Genomic DNA, 15,446 nt, shown 5'->3' on the forward strand with positions numbered 1-15,446 from the left:
AGGCTGTGAGAGGGAGCGGAGGATGGTGTGCAGCAGACCATTAACGGCTTGGCCTTGGGAAGTACCTACGCCCTGCTGGGCGTGGGCGTCACCTTGGTGTGGGGTGTCCTCGGCATCCTGAATTTCGCGCATGCGCAGATCCTGACCTGGGGCAGCTTCGCCGCCCTGGCGGCCCTGCACCTGGGAGTGCCGGTGCCGCTCGCCATCCTGGTGGGCATGGTGGCGGCCGGCGTGCTGTCGGTGCTCCTCGACCTGGCCGTCCTCGCCCCGCTCCGGGCCCGCAAGGCGCCCGAGTTCTCCTTCGTCGTCGCGACGATCGGCGTCTCGCTCGTGCTCACCACGATCCTGCGCACCTACACCGACGCGCAGACCGAGGCGTTCCCCCGGCAGGGCTTCCCGGTGGGGGCCTTCGAGGTGGCGGGGCAGAACGTGCCGCGGCTCCAGGTCGTCATGCTGGCGATCGCGATCGTGGCGATGGCCGGACTCGCCTTCTGGCTGAACCGCACCAAGTCGGGGCGGGCGGTGCGGGCGGTCGCCCACAACCGGGAGACCGCCGAACTGCTCGGCGTGAACAGCCAGCTCGTCTTCTCGATCTGCTTCTTCGTCGCCGGCGGCCTCGCCGCCGTGGCCGGCATCTTCGTGGCGGCGTCGGCGGCTCAGGTGTCCTACTCATCGGGTGACGGCCTCCTGCTGGTCGCCTTCGCGGTGATCATCCTCGGCGGCATGGGCTCGGTGAAGGGCGCGATCGTCGGGGGCCTGGTGCTCGGCGTCATCGAGGTGTACGCGACCTCGTACGTGTCCAGCGTGTTCCGGGAGATCATCGCGTTCGCGACCATCCTCGCGGTGCTGGTCGCGCGGCCGTCCGGGTTCTTCGGCAAGAAGGAGGCCGCACGTGTTTGACTGGCTCGAACCGCTCCAGCTCTTCCGGCTGGACACCGCTCTCATCCTCACCCTGCTCGTGGTGAGCGTGCACGTCACGTTCCGGGTCGGCATCATGTCGCTGGCCCCGATGGGATTCGCCGCCGTCGGCGGCTACACGGCCGCCCTCGTCTCCACCAAGACCGAGCTGCCGTTCGCGGTCGGGCTCCTCGCCGCGACGCTGCTCGCGGGGGCGATCGGCGCGCTGTTCGCGCCGCCGGTGCTGCGGCTGCGCGGCATCTACATGGCGCTCGGGAGCCTCGCGCTCGCGCAGGCCATCGTCGTGCTGATCCGGATCAGCGACTTCACCAACGGGCCGAACGGCATCGCCGGCATCCCGGTCGAGGTGAAAACGGAGTACCTCATCATCGCCCTGGCCGTGGCCTTCCTCGTGCTGGAGCTCGGTCACCGCTCCCACTTCGGCCGGGCGGCCAAGGCGGTGCGGCTGGACGAGCGCACCGCCGAGGGCCTGGGGATCAACGTGTTCCGGGTGCGGTTCGTGGCCTTCACCGCCGCCGGCGCGATCGCCGGCTGCGCGGGGGCGCTGGAGGCGCACCGGACCATGGTGATCAGCCCCGACCAGTACGGCTTCGCCACGCTGGTGATCGTGTTCACGTACGTGCTCGTCGGCGGCAACGGGCACTGGGCAGGGCCGGTCCTGCTGACCTGGGGGCTGACGATCCTGCGCGATCTGTTGCAGGTCGCCGGCGGCCACTGGGAGGACATCGTCTACGGCGTGCTGCTCGTGGTGGTGCTGCTGGTGGCGCCGAACGGCCTGTCCGACCGGTCGCTCTACCGGGGGTTGCGACGACGATGGCGGGACCGTGGGAACCCGCCGTCTCCCAAGATCGACGAACCTGCGGAGAAGGTGGCGAGCCCATGACCGCACTCCTGGAACTGTCCGGGGTCAGCAAGCACTTCGGCGGCATGAAGGCCGTGGACGACGTCTCGTTCACCGTGCGGCAGGGCGCCATCTGCGGCCTCATCGGGCCCAACGGCGCCGGCAAGACGACCGTCGTCAACCTCATCAGCGGCTATCTCAAGCCGACGACCGGGACCATCCGGCTCGCCGGGGCGGACGTGGCCGACCTGCGCCCGCACCGCCTCGCCGCCGCGGGCGTCGCCCGCACGTACCAGAACCTGCAGCTCTTCGAGGAGAGCACGGTCCTGGAGAACGTCCTCATCGGCCGTCACCTGTCCTTCAAGGGCCGCCGCTGGCAGATGGGCAGGACCCGCAGGCGGGAGGAGGCCGAGCAGCACGAGGTGGCCCGGCGGCTCATCGACCGCGTCGGACTCACCGGCGTGATCGACGCCGACGTGGCCGAGCTCTCCTACGGCATGCGGCGGCGCGTCGAGATCGCCCGCGCGATGGCCACCGAACCCCGGCTGCTGCTCCTCGACGAGCCCACCGCCGGGATGAACCGCACCGAGTCCGACGAGATCGGCGAGCTCATCCGCTCGATCAACGACGAGGGCGTGACCGTACTGCTCGTCGACCACAACGTCCGGCTCGTCACCGAGGTCTGCCACCGCGTCGTCGTGCTCGACTGGGGCCGCGTCCTCACCGAGGCCGGGCCCACCGAGGTGTGGCAGGACCAACGGGTCAAGACGGCCTATCTCGGCACCCACGACCGTAACGCAGTGGAGGCACCCGATGCTGGTCGTTGAATCCCTCGTCACCCGCTACGGCGCGGTGGAGGCGCTGCACGGGGTGAGCCTCACGGTCGGCACCGGCGAGGCCGTCGCCATCGTCGGCCCGAACGGCGCCGGCAAGACCACCCTGCTGCGGACCATCTCCGGCCTGGTACGGCCCGCCGCCGGCACCGTCGAGATCGACGGCCGCGTGATGGGGCGCACGGCCGCGCACCGGATCGCCCGGCTCGGCGTCAGCCACGTGCCCGAAGGACGGGCCATCCTGTCCACGCTCACCGTGCGGGACAACCTGCTGATGGGCGGCTACCGGCTGCCCGGCGGCGGGGTCGAGGAGCGCATGGCCGAGATGATCGACCTGTTCCCGGTGCTCGGGCGCAAGCTCGACGACCTCGGCGGCGTGCTCTCCGGCGGCGAGCAGCAGATGCTGGCGATCGCGCGCGGGCTCATGGCCAAGCCGCGCCTGCTCATGATCGACGAGCCGTCGATGGGGCTCGCTCCGCGCATCGTCGGGGACGTGCTGGAGGCGCTGAAGCGGGTGGTGGCCACCGGCACCGCCGTGCTGGTGGCGGAGCAGAACGCCGGGCTGGCGCTGGAGGTGGCGGACCGGGCCTACGTGATGGTCGTCGGTGACGTCGTGACCTCCGGCAACAGCGCCGACCTCGACGAGAACCGGCTGCTGGAGACCTACCTGGCCTGACGCGACCTCAGGTGGCCAGGTGGGAACGGCCGGGCCGGCGGTGATCCCGCCGGCCCGGCCGTTTCGTTCCTCGCTCTGCCTCAGAGGCGTTCGATGATGGTGACGTTGGCCTGGCCGCCGCCCTCGCACATCGTCTGCAGGCCGTAGCGGCCGCCGGTGCGCTCCAGGTGGTTGAGCAGCGTCGTCATCAGCCGCGCGCCGGTCGCGCCGAGCGGGTGGCCCAGCGCGATCGCCCCGCCGTTGGGGTTGACCCTGGCCGGGTCGAAGCCGGTCTCCTTCAGCCAGGCGAGCACCACGGGCGCGAACGCCTCGTTGATCTCGACGGCGTCGATGTCGTCCGGCGTCATCTTGGCCCGCCGCAGCGCCCGCTCCGTCGCGGGGATCGGGGCGGACAGCATCATGATCGGATCGTCGGCCATCACGCTCATGTGGTGGATGCGCGCCCGGGGGGTCAGCCCGAGGTGCTTCACCGCGCGCTCGCCGGCGATCAGCAGGGCCGCGGAGCCGTCGCTGATCTGGCTCGCGCAGGCCGCGGTGATGCGCCCGCCGGGCAGCAGCGTGGGCAGCGACCTGATCTTCTCCCAGTTCGGCTCGCGCGGGCCGTCGTCGGCGCCGTCGCCGTCGAGCGGCGCGATCTCCGGTTCGAAGAGCTTGTCGGCGTTCGCCCGCAGCGCCCGCTCGTGCGACTCGACGGCGAACTCCTCCATCTGCTCGCGGGAGATGTCCCAGTGGGTGGCCATCATCTCCGCGCCACGGAACTGGCTGACCTCGCCGTCCCCGAACCGGCCGGTCCACGCCGGCGAGGTGGAGAACGGGTCGTCGAAGCCGAGTGCCCGGCCCGCGTTCGCCGCCGACATCAGCGGCACCATGCTCATGTTCTGCACGCCGCCGGCGACGACGAGGTCCATCGTGCCGCTCATCACGGCCTGCGCGGCGAAGTGCACGGCCTGCTGGGCCGATCCGCACTGCCGGTCGATCGTCACCCCCGGCACGTGCAACGGGAACCCCGCCGCGAGCCAGCAGGTGCGGGCGATGTCGAACGACTGCGGACCCACCGAGTCCACGTTGCCGAACACGACGTCGTCGACGAGTCCCGGGTCGATCCCGGTCCGCTCGACCAGGGCGCGGATGCTGTGGGCGCCGAGGTCGGCGGGATGGACGGTGCTCAGCGGCCCGCCCCGCTTGGTCACCGGGGTACGGACGGCATCGATGATGAAAGCTTCAGCCATGCCGGGAGGCTACGAGCGCGGCGTTATCCCGGCGTGCGCCGGATGACGGTCCGGCGTTACCCGGCCCGTACGGCGCCGCCGTCAGAAGGGCAGGCCGCCGCGCTCGACGAGTTGCCGGGCGATGACGTCGCGCTGGATCTCGTTGGTGCCCTCGCCCACGATCATCAGCGGGGCGTCGCGGAAGTAGCGCTCGACGTCGAACTCGGTGGAGTAGCCGTAGCCGCCGTGCACCCGGATCGCGTTGAGGGCGATCTCCATCGCGACCTCCGAGCAGAACAGCTTCGCCATGCCCGCCTCCATGTCGCTGCGCTCACCCGAGTCGTAGCGCTCGGCCGCGTACAGCAGCAGCCGGCGGGCGGCGGTGAGCTTGGTGCCCATCTCGGCGAGGTGGTTGCCGACGGCCTGGTGCCGCCAGATCGGCCTGCCGAACGACTCCCGCTGCTGGGCGTAGGCGAGCGCGTCGTCGAACGCGGCCCTGGCCACCCCTGTCGCCCGCGCCGCCACCTGGATGCGGCCGATCTCCAGGCCGCGCATCATCTGCGTGAACCCGGCGCCCTCCACGCCGCCGAGCAGCGCGTCCGCCGGGACCCGCGCGCCGTCGAAGACCACCTCACAGCTCTCCACGCCCTTGTAGCCGAGCTTGGGCAGGTCGGCGGTGACGGTGACCCCCGGCACCTTCTCCACCAGCAGGACGGAGATGCCGCGGTGCCGGGGCTCGGCCGCGGGGTCGGTCTTGCACAGCAGCGCCACCAGACCCGACATGCGGGCGTTGCTGATCCAGGTCTTGGTGCCGTCGATCACGTACCCGTCGCCGTCACGCCTGGCCACGGTGCGCATCGCCTGCAGGTCGGAGCCGCCGCCCGGCTCGGTGAGCGCCATCGTGGCGCGCAGCTCGCCCGTCGCCATCCGCGGCAGGTAGCGGTCCTTCTGCTCCTGGGTGCCGTACGCGAGGATGAGCCTGGCCACCACGGTGTGCCCGCCCATGGCCCCGGCGAGGCTCATCCATCCACGTGCCAGCTCCTCGGTGATCATCGCGAAGCACGGGGTGGAAACCTGGACGTCGCCGTACGGCTCGGGGATGGCGAGACCGTAGACGCCCATCCGCTTCATCTGGTCGATGAGCTCGCCCGGATAGGCGTTGGCGTGCTCCAGCTCCCTCGCGACCGGCCGTACCTCGCGGTCGACGAAGTCGCGCACCGCCTCGACCATGGCCGTCTCTTCGGCGTTCAACGTCATCGGTACTCCTTCGCTGATCTCGCGGTGCCGCCCCGCGTCAGATGATCTTCTCGTCGGCCAGGCCGGCGATCTCCCCCGGTGAGCGGCCCAGCTCGGCGAGGACGGCGGCGGTGTGCTCGCCGACGGCCGGCACCGGGTCCATCCGCGGCTCCTCGTCGCCGAGGGAGATCGGGGGGAGCAGCGCGCGGATGGCGCCGCCGGGGGTGTCGACGTCCCGCCACCGCTTGCGCTCCCGCAGCACCGGGTGGTCCAGGAAGTCGCCGACCGTGTTGACGCCGGCGTTCGCGATCCCGGCCCGGTCGAGCAGGGCGGAGGCCTCGGCCGCGCCGAAAGCGGCGAAGCGGGCGTCCACGATCGCCTCCAGGGTGTCGCGGTTGGCCACGCGCAGCGTGTTGGTGGCGAAGCGCGGGTCGGTGGCGAGCTCGGGCGCGCCGAGGAACTCCGCGCAGAACCGCACCCACTCGGTCTCGTTCTGGATCGAGATCAGGACCGTGCGCCCGTCTCCCGCGGTGAACGGCCCGTACGGGGCGATGGTGGCGTGCCGGGCGCCCGCGCGCGGTTGCTGGCGGCCGCTCCCGGCGGTGTAGTAGGCCGGCTGGCCCATCCACTCGGCCAGGGCCTCGAACAGCGAGACCTCCAGGGTGGCGCCCTCGCCCGTGAGCCGCCGCTGGTAGAGGGCGGCGAGGACGGCGCTGAAGCCGTACATCCCGGCGGCGATGTCGGCGACCGAGATGCCGACCCGGGCGGGCTCGTCCGCCGACCCGGTCAGCGAGACCAGGCCGGCCTCGCACTGGGCGAGCAGGTCGTACGCCTTGCGGCCGGCCCACGGGCCGTCGCTGCCCCACCCGGTGATGCCGAGGACGATCTTGCGGGGGTCCCGTGCCCGCACGGCGGCGGCCGACAGGCCGAGCCGGTCGGCCGCGCCCGGCCCGAGGTTCTGCACCAGCACGTCGGACCGGCCGACCAGCTCGTGCAGGATCTCCCGGCCGCGCGGCGACTTCACGTCCAGCGTCACCGACTCCTTGGAACGGTTGAGCCAGACGAAGTAGCTGGACTGTCCGTTGATCGACTCGTCGTAGCGCCGGGCGAAGTCGCCGGAGCCGGGCCGCTCGATCTTGATCACCCGGGCGCCGAGGTCGGCGAGCTGGCGCGTCGCGAACGGCGCGGCCACCGCGTGTTCGAGCGCGACCACGGTGATCCCTGTAAGTGGCAGCACGTCTCCCCTTTCGTCCCGATATAAAATATATTATTTATGCTCGAATCACCAGATGTCTCATGAATCTCGTAGCTGAGCAGGAGTTCCGCCCACACACGAGGGCGCGAAACTCTATAGAGACCGGCCGGCACCTGGCGCCATGAACGGGCTACGCGGGGCCCTGCTCGCCCGCCGCGCGCTTGTCGAACTGCCTGGCCAGCAGATCCCCGGCGTTGGCGATGTGATCGTGCATCGCCGCCCGCGCCACCTCCGCGTCCCGGGCGCGCAGGCCCTCCAGGATCTTCGAATGGTCGTGCAGGGTGGCCTGCGGCCACCCCTCGATCTCCGAGTAGAAGCGGGTGGGGATGTACCGCCCGGTCAGGGTCAGCACCCACGTGATCTTGCGAGCGTCCGCGACCAGGTTGATCAGGCGGTGGAAGGCGTGGTTCTTCTCCTCCAGCAGCGCCAGGTCCTTACGGTACGCCGCCGCGAGCAGCTCGTGATGCAGGGCGTCGAGCTCGTCGAGCTCGTCAGGGGTCGCCCGGACCGCGGCCCGGGCGGCCAGCTCCCCCGAGATCAGCGCGTGCGCCTCGAACAGGTCGCGGATGTCCTGCCCCGTCAGCCGCGCCACCTGGAACCCACGCCGGGGCAGCAGCTCCAGGAAGCCCTCCACGCGCAGCACGTGCAGCGCCTCGCGGGCCGGGGTGGCGGAGATGCTCAGCGCCTGGCCGACCGCCTCCGGCCGGACGGAGTCGCCCGGACGCCACTGCCCCGACATGATCATGCTGCGCACGTAGGCGGCGGCGTCGTCGCTGAGCTGCGGCCGCCCCGCCTCTGCCGCCCTGGCGCCCATCGCACCACCTCTCGTCTCGGCTCCCCCGGCGCGTGTCGCGCTGAAGATCCTAGACGCGCAGCGTCCCGCACGACACCCCGATCGGCTATATTATCCGGCCGGCCCGAGCGGATACGGTCGCCGTACCAGGGGTTTCGTCTCTATAGAAGCAGCCACCCGGCGCCGGCGCCAGGGTGCTCCATCCGCCTACAGCGGCGCCTGCTGGACGAGGACGACGACGCCCGTCACCAGGACGAACCAGCCGAACCCGCTGCGCAGCCGGTCGGCGTCGAGGCGGCCCGCGAGGGCGCCGCCGACGAGCCCGCCGGCCACGGCCGCCGCGGTCACCGACAGCGCCAGGGACCAGTCGACGGGCGTGGAGTGCAGGTATCCGGCCAGGCCGGCCAGCGACTTCATGGCGATGACGACCAGTGAGGTGCCCACCGCCGCGCCCATGGGCAGGCCGCCGAGCAGCACCAGCGCGGGCACGACCAGGAAGCCGCCGCCCGCGCCGACGAGCCCGGTCACCAGGCCGACCACGGCGCCTTCGGCGACCACGTGCGGGACGGGCAGCTCTCGCGGGACCGCACGGGTGACACGACGGCCACGGATCATGGCCACGGCGGTGGCGAGCATCATGGCCGCGAAGGCCACCATGAGCAGCGTCTCGGGCAGGTGCGGGCCGATCAGGCCGCCCCCGTACGCGCCCGCCATGCCCGCGGCGCCGAAGATCAGCCCGGTGCGCCAGCGGACGCGCCCGGCCCTGGCGTGGCCGACGGCGCTGACGGCGCTGGTGACGGCCACGACGAACAGCGACATGGCGATGGCCTGCTTGACCGGGACACCCGCCAGGTAGACCAGCAGGGGAACGGTGAGGATGGACCCTCCGCCGCCGAAGAGTCCAAGCGTCATGCCCACCACGACGGCGGCGGCGAGGGTCAAGGCGATCACGAATACCCCCGGGGGTATGTAAAGGATACGAGAAAGCGCCTGGTCAAGGGGCCGAAGGCCCGCGCAGACGGGCGACGGCGGCTTCGACGTCCACCTCGCCGGCGCGGTTGTAGGGCAGCCTGGCCAGCAGCATGCCCATGGCGCAGGTGCCGGTGAGCGCCGCGACCGTAAGGCCCGCGCCGACGAACGCGGCGACGAACACGGCGGCCGGGACCCACAGGCTGGTCACGGCCGAGACGAGCACGATGCTCCCGGCGACGAGCCGGACCTGCCGCTCCAGCGGCCAGCGCGGCCGGCCGCGGTTGACGGGTGCGCCGGAGGCGATCCAGGCGTTCATGCCGCCGTCCAGCACCGCCACGCCGGGCAGTCCGGCCTCGCTGAGCGCTTTGCGGGCCCGCTCGGCCCGGCCGCCGGACTGGCAGACGAGCACCATGCGGCCGCCGGCGTCCTGGACGATGCGTCGCAGGTGGGCGTCCACCTGGTCGAGCGGCAGGTTGACGGCGCCGTCGATGTGGGCGGACTCGAACTCGGACGGGGTGCGGACGTCCACGACGAGGACGCCGGGGTCGGTCGTGATCAGTGCGCGGGCGGTGGCGGTGTCGATGTGGGACACGAAGGTTCTCTCCTGGGAAGGTTGTCAGGCGGTGTGGTGCTGGCGGAGGGCGTCGGCGACCTCGGCGATGCCCGCGCCGTTGAGCGCGACCGGCCGGTAGCCACGGCCGGCGAGGAAGCCGGCGGCGATGGCCGCGCGGCGCCCGGAGGCGCAGGCGACGAGTACGGGTCGCTCCGGGTCGAGTTCGGCGGGCACGCCCTGGACGAACAGGTCGGGCAGGAAGCGCTCCACCGTGCCCGGCAGCCGGACCTGCTCCCGCTCGCTGGGCATCCGGACGTCCAGCAGCTGCGCGCGCGGCTGGGCGAGCCGCTTGACGAAGACGTCGAGCCCGGCGAGCTCGTAGGTCTGCGTGGCGTCCGGGCCGGGATGCCGGACGACGCCCCGCACGGTGTCGATGCCGATCTGGGCGAGCTGCGTGACGGCTTCGGTGACGTCCTGCCCGGGCTCGGCGACCAGCGTGATCGGCTCGGCGTACGGCAGCAGCCAGCCGGTCCAGCTGCCGAAGTCCTCGTCCAGCTCGATGCCGGCCGAGCCGGGCAGCATGCCGCGGGCCTGCACCCCGCGCGGGCGGATGTCCACGACGTGGGAGCCCTCCGGCGCGGCGTCGAGCTCGGGGACGCGCACGGCCGGCATGGGCGGGGCGCCGAGCGTGTTGGCCGGGCCCATGTGCCGATAGAAGGCCGGGATGGGCATGGGAGCGGTGAGCATGGCGTCGGCGAACTCCTCCGGGTCGTCGATGGCCAGCATCGGGTTGCCCTCGCGCTCGGCTCCGATGGTCGACGTCAACCGGCCGGCGCCGCTGGCGGTGCAGAACGAGCCCTCGCCATGGGTCGGGTACAGCCCGACGCCGGGAGGCAGCGCGGCCAGGCGGCGCAGCGAGCCGTGCTGCAGGCGGGCCAGGGAGCGGGCGCGCTCGGGGCCGAGCAGGTCGGGCCGGCCCGCCGAGGCGACCAGCAGGCTGCCGCCGGAGAAGAGCGCCACCGGCTCGCCGTCGACGAGCACCAGGTAGCTGGTGTGCTCGGGCGTGTGGCCGGGCGTGTGGATGGGCCGGAGGGTCAGGCCGGCGCCGCCGTCGATGTCCTCCAGGTGGAAGGCGGGCGTGTGCCGGTAGGCGGGCGTCGCGGCGGCCGGCAGCACCAGCTCGGCGCCGGTGCGCAGCGCGGCCTGCTCGCCGCCGGAGACGTAGTCGTTGTGGATGTGGGTTTCCAGCACGAACCGCAGCTCGACGTCGCGCTCGGCGGCGGCGTCCAGGAAGCGGCCGATGTCGCGCTGCGGGTCGACGAGGACGCCCTTGCCCTCGTACGTCAGCAGGTAGGTCTGGTCGCCCAGGCCGGGCGTCCGGAAAGAGGTGATGTCCATCGTGCGTCCATTCCCATCAAATACCCCTGGGGGTATAGGAGAGTCAGAAAAACGCGGCCACGACGTGGCCGCGGGTCTCAGGCGAGCGCGAGGAAGAGCTTCTCCAGCTCCGCCACGCTCATGGGCGGCTGGTCGCCGCGGTTCTGCGCGTCCTGGCAGTGCCGCAGACCGGAGGCGACGATCTTGAACCCGGCGCGGTCGAGCGCCTTGGAAACGGCGGCGAGCTGGGTGAGCACCTTCGTGCAGTCCTCCCCCGCCTCGATCATCGCGATCACCCCGGCGAGCTGGCCGTGCGCCCGCTTCAGTCGAGTCAGCGCGTCGCCCACCATGCTCTCGTTCAGCTCCATGACCGCAGCATACCCCTAGGGGTACCCTTCTCCGCAAATCGGGCTCGGGCACGTAGGTCCCGGGGGTCCTGGGAATAGGTCATCGAGGCCGGACTGTGTGACCTTCGGCCCTGGCCACCCGACTGTGACCAGCGAAGATGAGGGAGAGGTCGTGCGAGCCGGGAGAGATGGGTGAACCGATGACGCTGGCATCACCGGGGCTGACGTCGGAGGAGGCGGCCGTACGGCTGGACCGCGACGGGCCCAACCTGCTGCCCGCCAAGCCGCCCACGCCGCTGTGGCGGCGGGTGGCCGGGCAGCTCCGTGACCCGCTGATCGTCGTGCTGCTGGTGGCCACCGCGCTGACCGCGTTCACCGGCGACTGGACGGACATGACCGTCATCCTCCTGGTGATCGTCGTCAACACCGGCGTCGGCGTCACCCAGGAGGTGCGCGCCGACAGGGCCATAACCGCGCTGTCCACGCTCACCGCGCCCACGGCCCGGGTCGTCAGGGACGGCGCCCAGCGTGAGGTGCCCGCGGCCGAGGTCGTCCAGGGCGACGTGCTGGTGCTGGCCGAAGGCGACATCGTCCCGGCCGACGCCCGCCTGGGAGAGGCCGCGGCCCTGCTGATCGACGAGTCCGCGCTGACCGGCGAGTCGGTGCCGGTGGACAAGAACCCCGGTGACGAGATCGCCGCGGGCACGGTGGTGCTGCGCGGGCGCGGCCGGGGCGAGGTGAGCGCGACCGGCGCGGCCAGCGCGACCGGGCGGATCGCGGCGTTGATGGTGGCGGCGGCCGGGCTGACGCCCCTGCAGCGGCGGCTGGTCGGGGTGGGGCGGCTGCTGGCCGGGGTGACGGTGTTCCTGTGCGTGGTGGTCGGGGCGCTGGGCCTGGTGCGCGGGCAGCCGCTGGAGCTGATGGTGATCACCGCGATCAGCCTGGTGGTGGCGGCCGTGCCGGAGTCGCTGCCCGCCGTGGTCACTCTCAGCCTGGCGCTGGGTGCCCGGCGGATGGCCGCGCGGCGCGCCCTCGTACGCCGCCTGCACGCCGTCGAGACGCTCGGCTCGGTCACCGTCCTGGCCACCGACAAGACCGGCACCCTCACCGAGGGACAGATGGTCGTGCGCCGGCTGTGGACACCCGCCGCGCGCGCGGCGCTCACCGGGACCGGCTACGGGCCGGACGGGGAGGTCGAGGGCGACGCGGCGCCCGAGGCGTTCGCCGGCCTGCTGACGGCCGCCGCGCTGTGCAACGACGCGCGGCTGATCCGGGGCGACGGCGAGGAGTGGCGGGCCCTGGGCGACCCGACCGAGGCCGCGCTGCTGACCGCGGCCACCAAGCTCGGCCTGGACCGCGGCGAGCTGAACCGCCGTTATCCCCGCCTCGCCGAACGGCCCTTCGACAGCGCCCGCAAGCGGATGAGCACCCTGCACCGGCTGCCCGAGGGCCGGTCGAAGGTGATCTGCAAGGGCGCGCCGGAGGTGCTGTTGCGCGCGCCGGTCCTCGCCGACGACCGTGCGCTCCTGGACGACGCCGCCGCCGAGGCGGCGCGCCTCGCCCTCGAGGGTTACCGGGTCCTGGCCGTGGCCGAGGCCGACCTGCCCGGCATCCCCGAGGAGGTGCCGGAGGAAGGGCTGCGGCTCCTCGGCCTGGTCGCCATCCTGGACCCGCCCCGCCGGGCCGCCGCCGGCACCATGGCCGCCTGCCGGCGCGCCGGCATCCGGCCGATCCTGATCACCGGCGACCATCCGGGCACCGCCGGCGCCATCGCCACCGAACTCGGCATCATCGGACCCGGCGAGCCGGTCGTCGACTGCCGCGCCCTCGCCACCTCCGACGGACACTCCGGCGCCTCCGTGTACGCGCGCGCCACCCCCGAGCAGAAGCTCGCCCTCATCGAGGACATGCGGGCGGACGGCGAGGTGGTCGCGATGACCGGCGACGGCGTCAACGACGGCCCCGCCCTGCGCCGCGCCGACATCGGCGTCGCCATGGGAGGACGCGGCACCGAGGTCGCCCGCCAGGCCGCGGATCTGGTCCTGGCCGACGACGACCTGGACACCGTGGTCGCCGCCGTCGACGAGGGCCGCCGCGTCTACGCCAACATCCGCCGCTTCCTGGTCTACGGCCTGTCCGGTGGCGCCACCGAGATCGCCGTCATGCTGATCGGCCCGGCGTTCGGGCTCGCGCTGCCGCTGCTGCCCGCCCAGATCCTCTGGGTCAACCTGCTCACCCACGGCCTGCCCGGCGTCGCGCTCGGCGGCGAGCCCGCCGAACCGGCCGCGATGCGCCGCCCGCCGCGCCCGCCGGACCAGAGCATCCTCGGCGCGGGCCTGTGGCAGCGGGTGATCCGCATCGCGGTCGTCCTGACCGTCGTCACGCTCGGCGTCGCCGTCTGGGCCCTGCACACCGGACGTCCCTGGCAGAGCATGGCGTTCTTCACCCTGGGCGCCGTCCAGCTCGGCGTCGCGCTCGGGTCCCGCGCGCGCCCCGGCTCCCTCGCCAACCCGGCGCTGCTGGTCGCCGTGGCCGGAGCGCTGCTGCTGCAGCTCGCCGGCCTGTACGTGCCGCTGCTCCGCGACCTGCTCAGCACCGAACCCCTCGCCGCCGGAGACCTGCTCGTCGTGACCGCGCTGTCGGTCCTCGGTTACGCCGCCGCCCGGCTGGACCGCATCCTGCACCGCGAGCCCGTGCCCGAAGCCGTCCGCTGACTGCCACCGGAGTCAGGGAAGGGCGAACCGCGCGGCGTGCCCGAAGGCGATGGCGGGCACCGTGTGGTGCGCGTCGTAGGGGCTCGGCCTGAGCGCCGCATCGGAGAACGCCCGCGGCCGTCGCAGGACCTGCGCAGCGAGGAACGCCAGGTGATCTACGGCAGCCTGATCCACAAGCTCAAGCCGTTCGAGCTGTTCGAGAACCAGTATCTGGGGTCGGAGCTGCTCCGGCAGATCTTCGACGTGGACGAGATGCTGTACTTCGTGGCCCCGGGCTGGTACTCCCACACCGACCGCACCAACGCGATCGATCCGGGCGGCCACGCCACCGACGAGTGGCGGGTCAACTACCTCATCACCGAGCAGACACAGCCCGCGCCCCTGGGGAGCTCACTCGGCTGGCTGATCCAGATCGACGGCGACGCCCGCCGCAACGAGTTCCTCAACGCCGCGTGGGCCAAGGCGGTCCTGCCCGTACGGCCCGGACGCGAGATCGCCGCACTGGAGTGGCTCCGGCAGGCGAACGTCGAGGGAGAGGCGGCACTCGACCTCCCGTACGAGTTCCAGGAAGGCGACCCCCCGGCCTATCAGGGCAAGAAGGTGGGAGAAGTCCTGGACATCCTCGCGTCCCAGTTGCAGCAGTCCAACACGCTCATCGGCAACCCCTCGCCGCGGAGGAGGTCTTCGAGACCGGTTTCGACCCCCTCGCCGGCGGCTTCCGCCCGGCGAAGCCGTACGAGGTCTTCGACCAGTGGGTCGAGGTGCTGCCCACCGACCAGGTGGTGGCGGTGGAGGTGCAGTACGACCCGAAGACCGGTCAGCAGCTGTGACCGGCCGTGTCACCTGTCGTCCGCCGCCGAGGGCCGGACGACCGCCACCGGGCAGGTGACGTGGTTCAGCACGCCGCGGCTCACCGAGCCGAGCACGGCCGAGGCGAAGCCGCCCATGCCACGCGAGCCCACCACGACCAGATCGGCCGTGGCCGAGGCCTTCATGAGGGCGGCGACGGGATGCTCGCACACCTGCTCGTCGGTGATCTCGACGTCCGGGTTCTCCTCCCGCCACGGCGTCACCGCTTCGCGGGCCTTGCGCTGCTGCTCCTCGAAGGCGCTGTCCAGGACACCGACGTAGGCGGCGGCGTACGGCACGGACATCGGCACCTGCCAGGCGAACACCGCGTGGACACGGGCCCGGCGGGCACGCGCCTGCTCGATGGCGTACCTCATCGCCGTCCGGGAGCACTTCGAGCCGTCGTAGCCGACCACGACCCGCCCGTACGTCGCCTCGGCCCTGCCGCGCACGACGACGACGGGCACGGCGGCGTATCCGGCCACGGCCGCGCTGACCGAGCCGAGCAGCATCGCGGCGAAGCCGCCCCGTCCCCGGCTGCCCAGGACCACGCACTCGGCCGAGGCCGACTCGGTGATCAGCTGCTCGACGACGTTGCCGCTCCGCACCTCCGTGGTCACCTCCACGTCTGACGCCACCTCGTGTGCCCGGGCGGCGGCGGCCCGCAGCGCATCGGCGCCGTACCGCGACTCGGCCTCGTCCAGGACGAGCGGCCAGTGCTCGTGCACGTGCACGAGGTGGAGCGAGCGCCCGCGGCGGTGCGCGTCGGCGGCCGCCCACTCGACGGCCGCGGTCGCCGGTACGGAACCGTCCACTCCGGCCATGATCTTTCCCGCCATGACACGCCCTCCCCTTCAGCCGGCCACCGTGCTGC

At 72.4% G+C, this 15,446-nt stretch carries 15 protein-coding genes; 5 read left to right on the plus strand and 10 right to left on the minus strand.

The window, feature by feature from the left end:
- Positions 1-48 precede the first annotated feature (48 nt).
- Genes AB0K05_RS36740 through AB0K05_RS36755 form a run of 4 tightly spaced genes read left to right on the plus strand, consistent with a single transcriptional unit; the run spans position 49 to position 3,268 of the window.
- Positions 49-900 (plus strand): branched-chain amino acid ABC transporter permease, encoded by an 852-nt coding sequence (locus tag AB0K05_RS36740; RefSeq protein WP_271280497.1) that lies wholly within the window; start codon positions 49-51, stop codon positions 898-900.
- Positions 893-1,801, plus strand: a complete 909-nt coding sequence (locus AB0K05_RS36745) for a branched-chain amino acid ABC transporter permease (protein ID WP_219547143.1) — start codon at positions 893-895, stop codon at positions 1,799-1,801. Before AB0K05_RS36740 ends, AB0K05_RS36745 begins: the two co-directional genes overlap by 8 nt.
- The gene (locus tag AB0K05_RS36750) at positions 1,798-2,586 is read left to right on the plus strand and encodes an ABC transporter ATP-binding protein (RefSeq protein WP_148030943.1); all 789 of its coding nucleotides are present in this window, start codon (positions 1,798-1,800) and stop codon (positions 2,584-2,586) included. The genes AB0K05_RS36745 and AB0K05_RS36750 overlap by 4 nt, the downstream gene beginning before the upstream one ends.
- Positions 2,573-3,268, plus strand: coding sequence for an ABC transporter ATP-binding protein (locus tag AB0K05_RS36755; RefSeq protein WP_148030942.1), 696 nt, complete (start codon positions 2,573-2,575; stop codon positions 3,266-3,268). The genes AB0K05_RS36750 and AB0K05_RS36755 overlap by 14 nt, the downstream gene beginning before the upstream one ends.
- Positions 3,269-3,348: 80 nt before the next feature.
- Here AB0K05_RS36755 and AB0K05_RS36760 read toward each other — a convergent pair whose 3' ends face one another.
- The 8 genes from AB0K05_RS36760 to AB0K05_RS36795 form a co-directional block, all read right to left on the minus strand.
- Positions 3,349-4,497 carry an acetyl-CoA C-acetyltransferase gene (locus tag AB0K05_RS36760; RefSeq protein ID WP_364235514.1) on the minus strand — a complete coding sequence of 383 codons (1,149 nt, stop codon included), beginning with the start codon at positions 4,495-4,497 and terminating at the stop codon, positions 3,349-3,351.
- 81 nt (positions 4,498-4,578) lie between these two features.
- The gene (locus AB0K05_RS36765) at positions 4,579-5,733 is read right to left on the minus strand and encodes an acyl-CoA dehydrogenase family protein (protein WP_219547145.1); all 1,155 of its coding nucleotides are present in this window, start codon (positions 5,731-5,733) and stop codon (positions 4,579-4,581) included.
- 37 nt (positions 5,734-5,770) lie between these two features.
- Complete coding sequence (locus tag AB0K05_RS36770; protein ID WP_271280312.1) at positions 5,771-6,949, minus strand: CaiB/BaiF CoA-transferase family protein; 1,179 nt, start codon at positions 6,947-6,949, stop codon at positions 5,771-5,773.
- A gap of 148 nt (positions 6,950-7,097) precedes the next feature.
- The gene (locus AB0K05_RS36775) at positions 7,098-7,781 is read right to left on the minus strand and encodes a GntR family transcriptional regulator (protein WP_364235518.1); all 684 of its coding nucleotides are present in this window, start codon (positions 7,779-7,781) and stop codon (positions 7,098-7,100) included.
- Between the two features lie 186 nt (positions 7,782-7,967).
- Positions 7,968-8,711 carry a sulfite exporter TauE/SafE family protein gene (locus tag AB0K05_RS36780; protein ID WP_148030937.1) on the minus strand — a complete coding sequence of 248 codons (744 nt, stop codon included), beginning with the start codon at positions 8,709-8,711 and terminating at the stop codon, positions 7,968-7,970.
- A 43-nt stretch (positions 8,712-8,754) separates the two neighbouring features.
- Entirely contained in the window at positions 8,755-9,324 is a 570-nt protein-coding gene (locus AB0K05_RS36785; protein WP_364235521.1) for a rhodanese-like domain-containing protein, read from the minus strand.
- A gap of 24 nt (positions 9,325-9,348) precedes the next feature.
- On the minus strand, positions 9,349-10,683 hold the full coding sequence (locus AB0K05_RS36790; RefSeq protein WP_364235524.1) for an MBL fold metallo-hydrolase: 1,335 nt from the start codon (positions 10,681-10,683) through the stop codon (positions 9,349-9,351).
- Between the two features lie 77 nt (positions 10,684-10,760).
- Positions 10,761-11,030, minus strand: coding sequence for a metal-sensitive transcriptional regulator (locus tag AB0K05_RS36795; protein WP_148030934.1), 270 nt, complete (start codon positions 11,028-11,030; stop codon positions 10,761-10,763).
- 179 nt (positions 11,031-11,209) lie between these two features.
- Between AB0K05_RS36795 and AB0K05_RS36800 the strand changes: the two genes are divergently transcribed.
- Entirely contained in the window at positions 11,210-13,723 is a 2,514-nt protein-coding gene (locus AB0K05_RS36800; RefSeq protein ID WP_364235527.1) for a cation-translocating P-type ATPase, read from the plus strand.
- Positions 13,724-13,735: 12 nt separating this feature from the next.
- On the opposite strand, the gene AB0K05_RS36805 is transcribed toward AB0K05_RS36800, so the two are convergent.
- Complete coding sequence (locus AB0K05_RS36805) at positions 13,736-14,047, minus strand: hypothetical protein (protein WP_148030932.1); 312 nt, start codon at positions 14,045-14,047, stop codon at positions 13,736-13,738.
- A 515-nt stretch (positions 14,048-14,562) separates the two neighbouring features.
- Positions 14,563-15,411, minus strand: a complete 849-nt coding sequence (locus tag AB0K05_RS36810) for a universal stress protein (protein ID WP_271275130.1) — start codon at positions 15,409-15,411, stop codon at positions 14,563-14,565.
- Between the last annotated feature and the right edge of the window lie 35 nt (positions 15,412-15,446).

The sequence above is a fragment of the Nonomuraea sp. NPDC049486 genome (assembly GCF_040676925.1).
In the GTDB taxonomy this organism is placed as follows: domain Bacteria; phylum Actinomycetota; class Actinomycetes; order Streptosporangiales; family Streptosporangiaceae; genus Nonomuraea; species Nonomuraea ferruginea.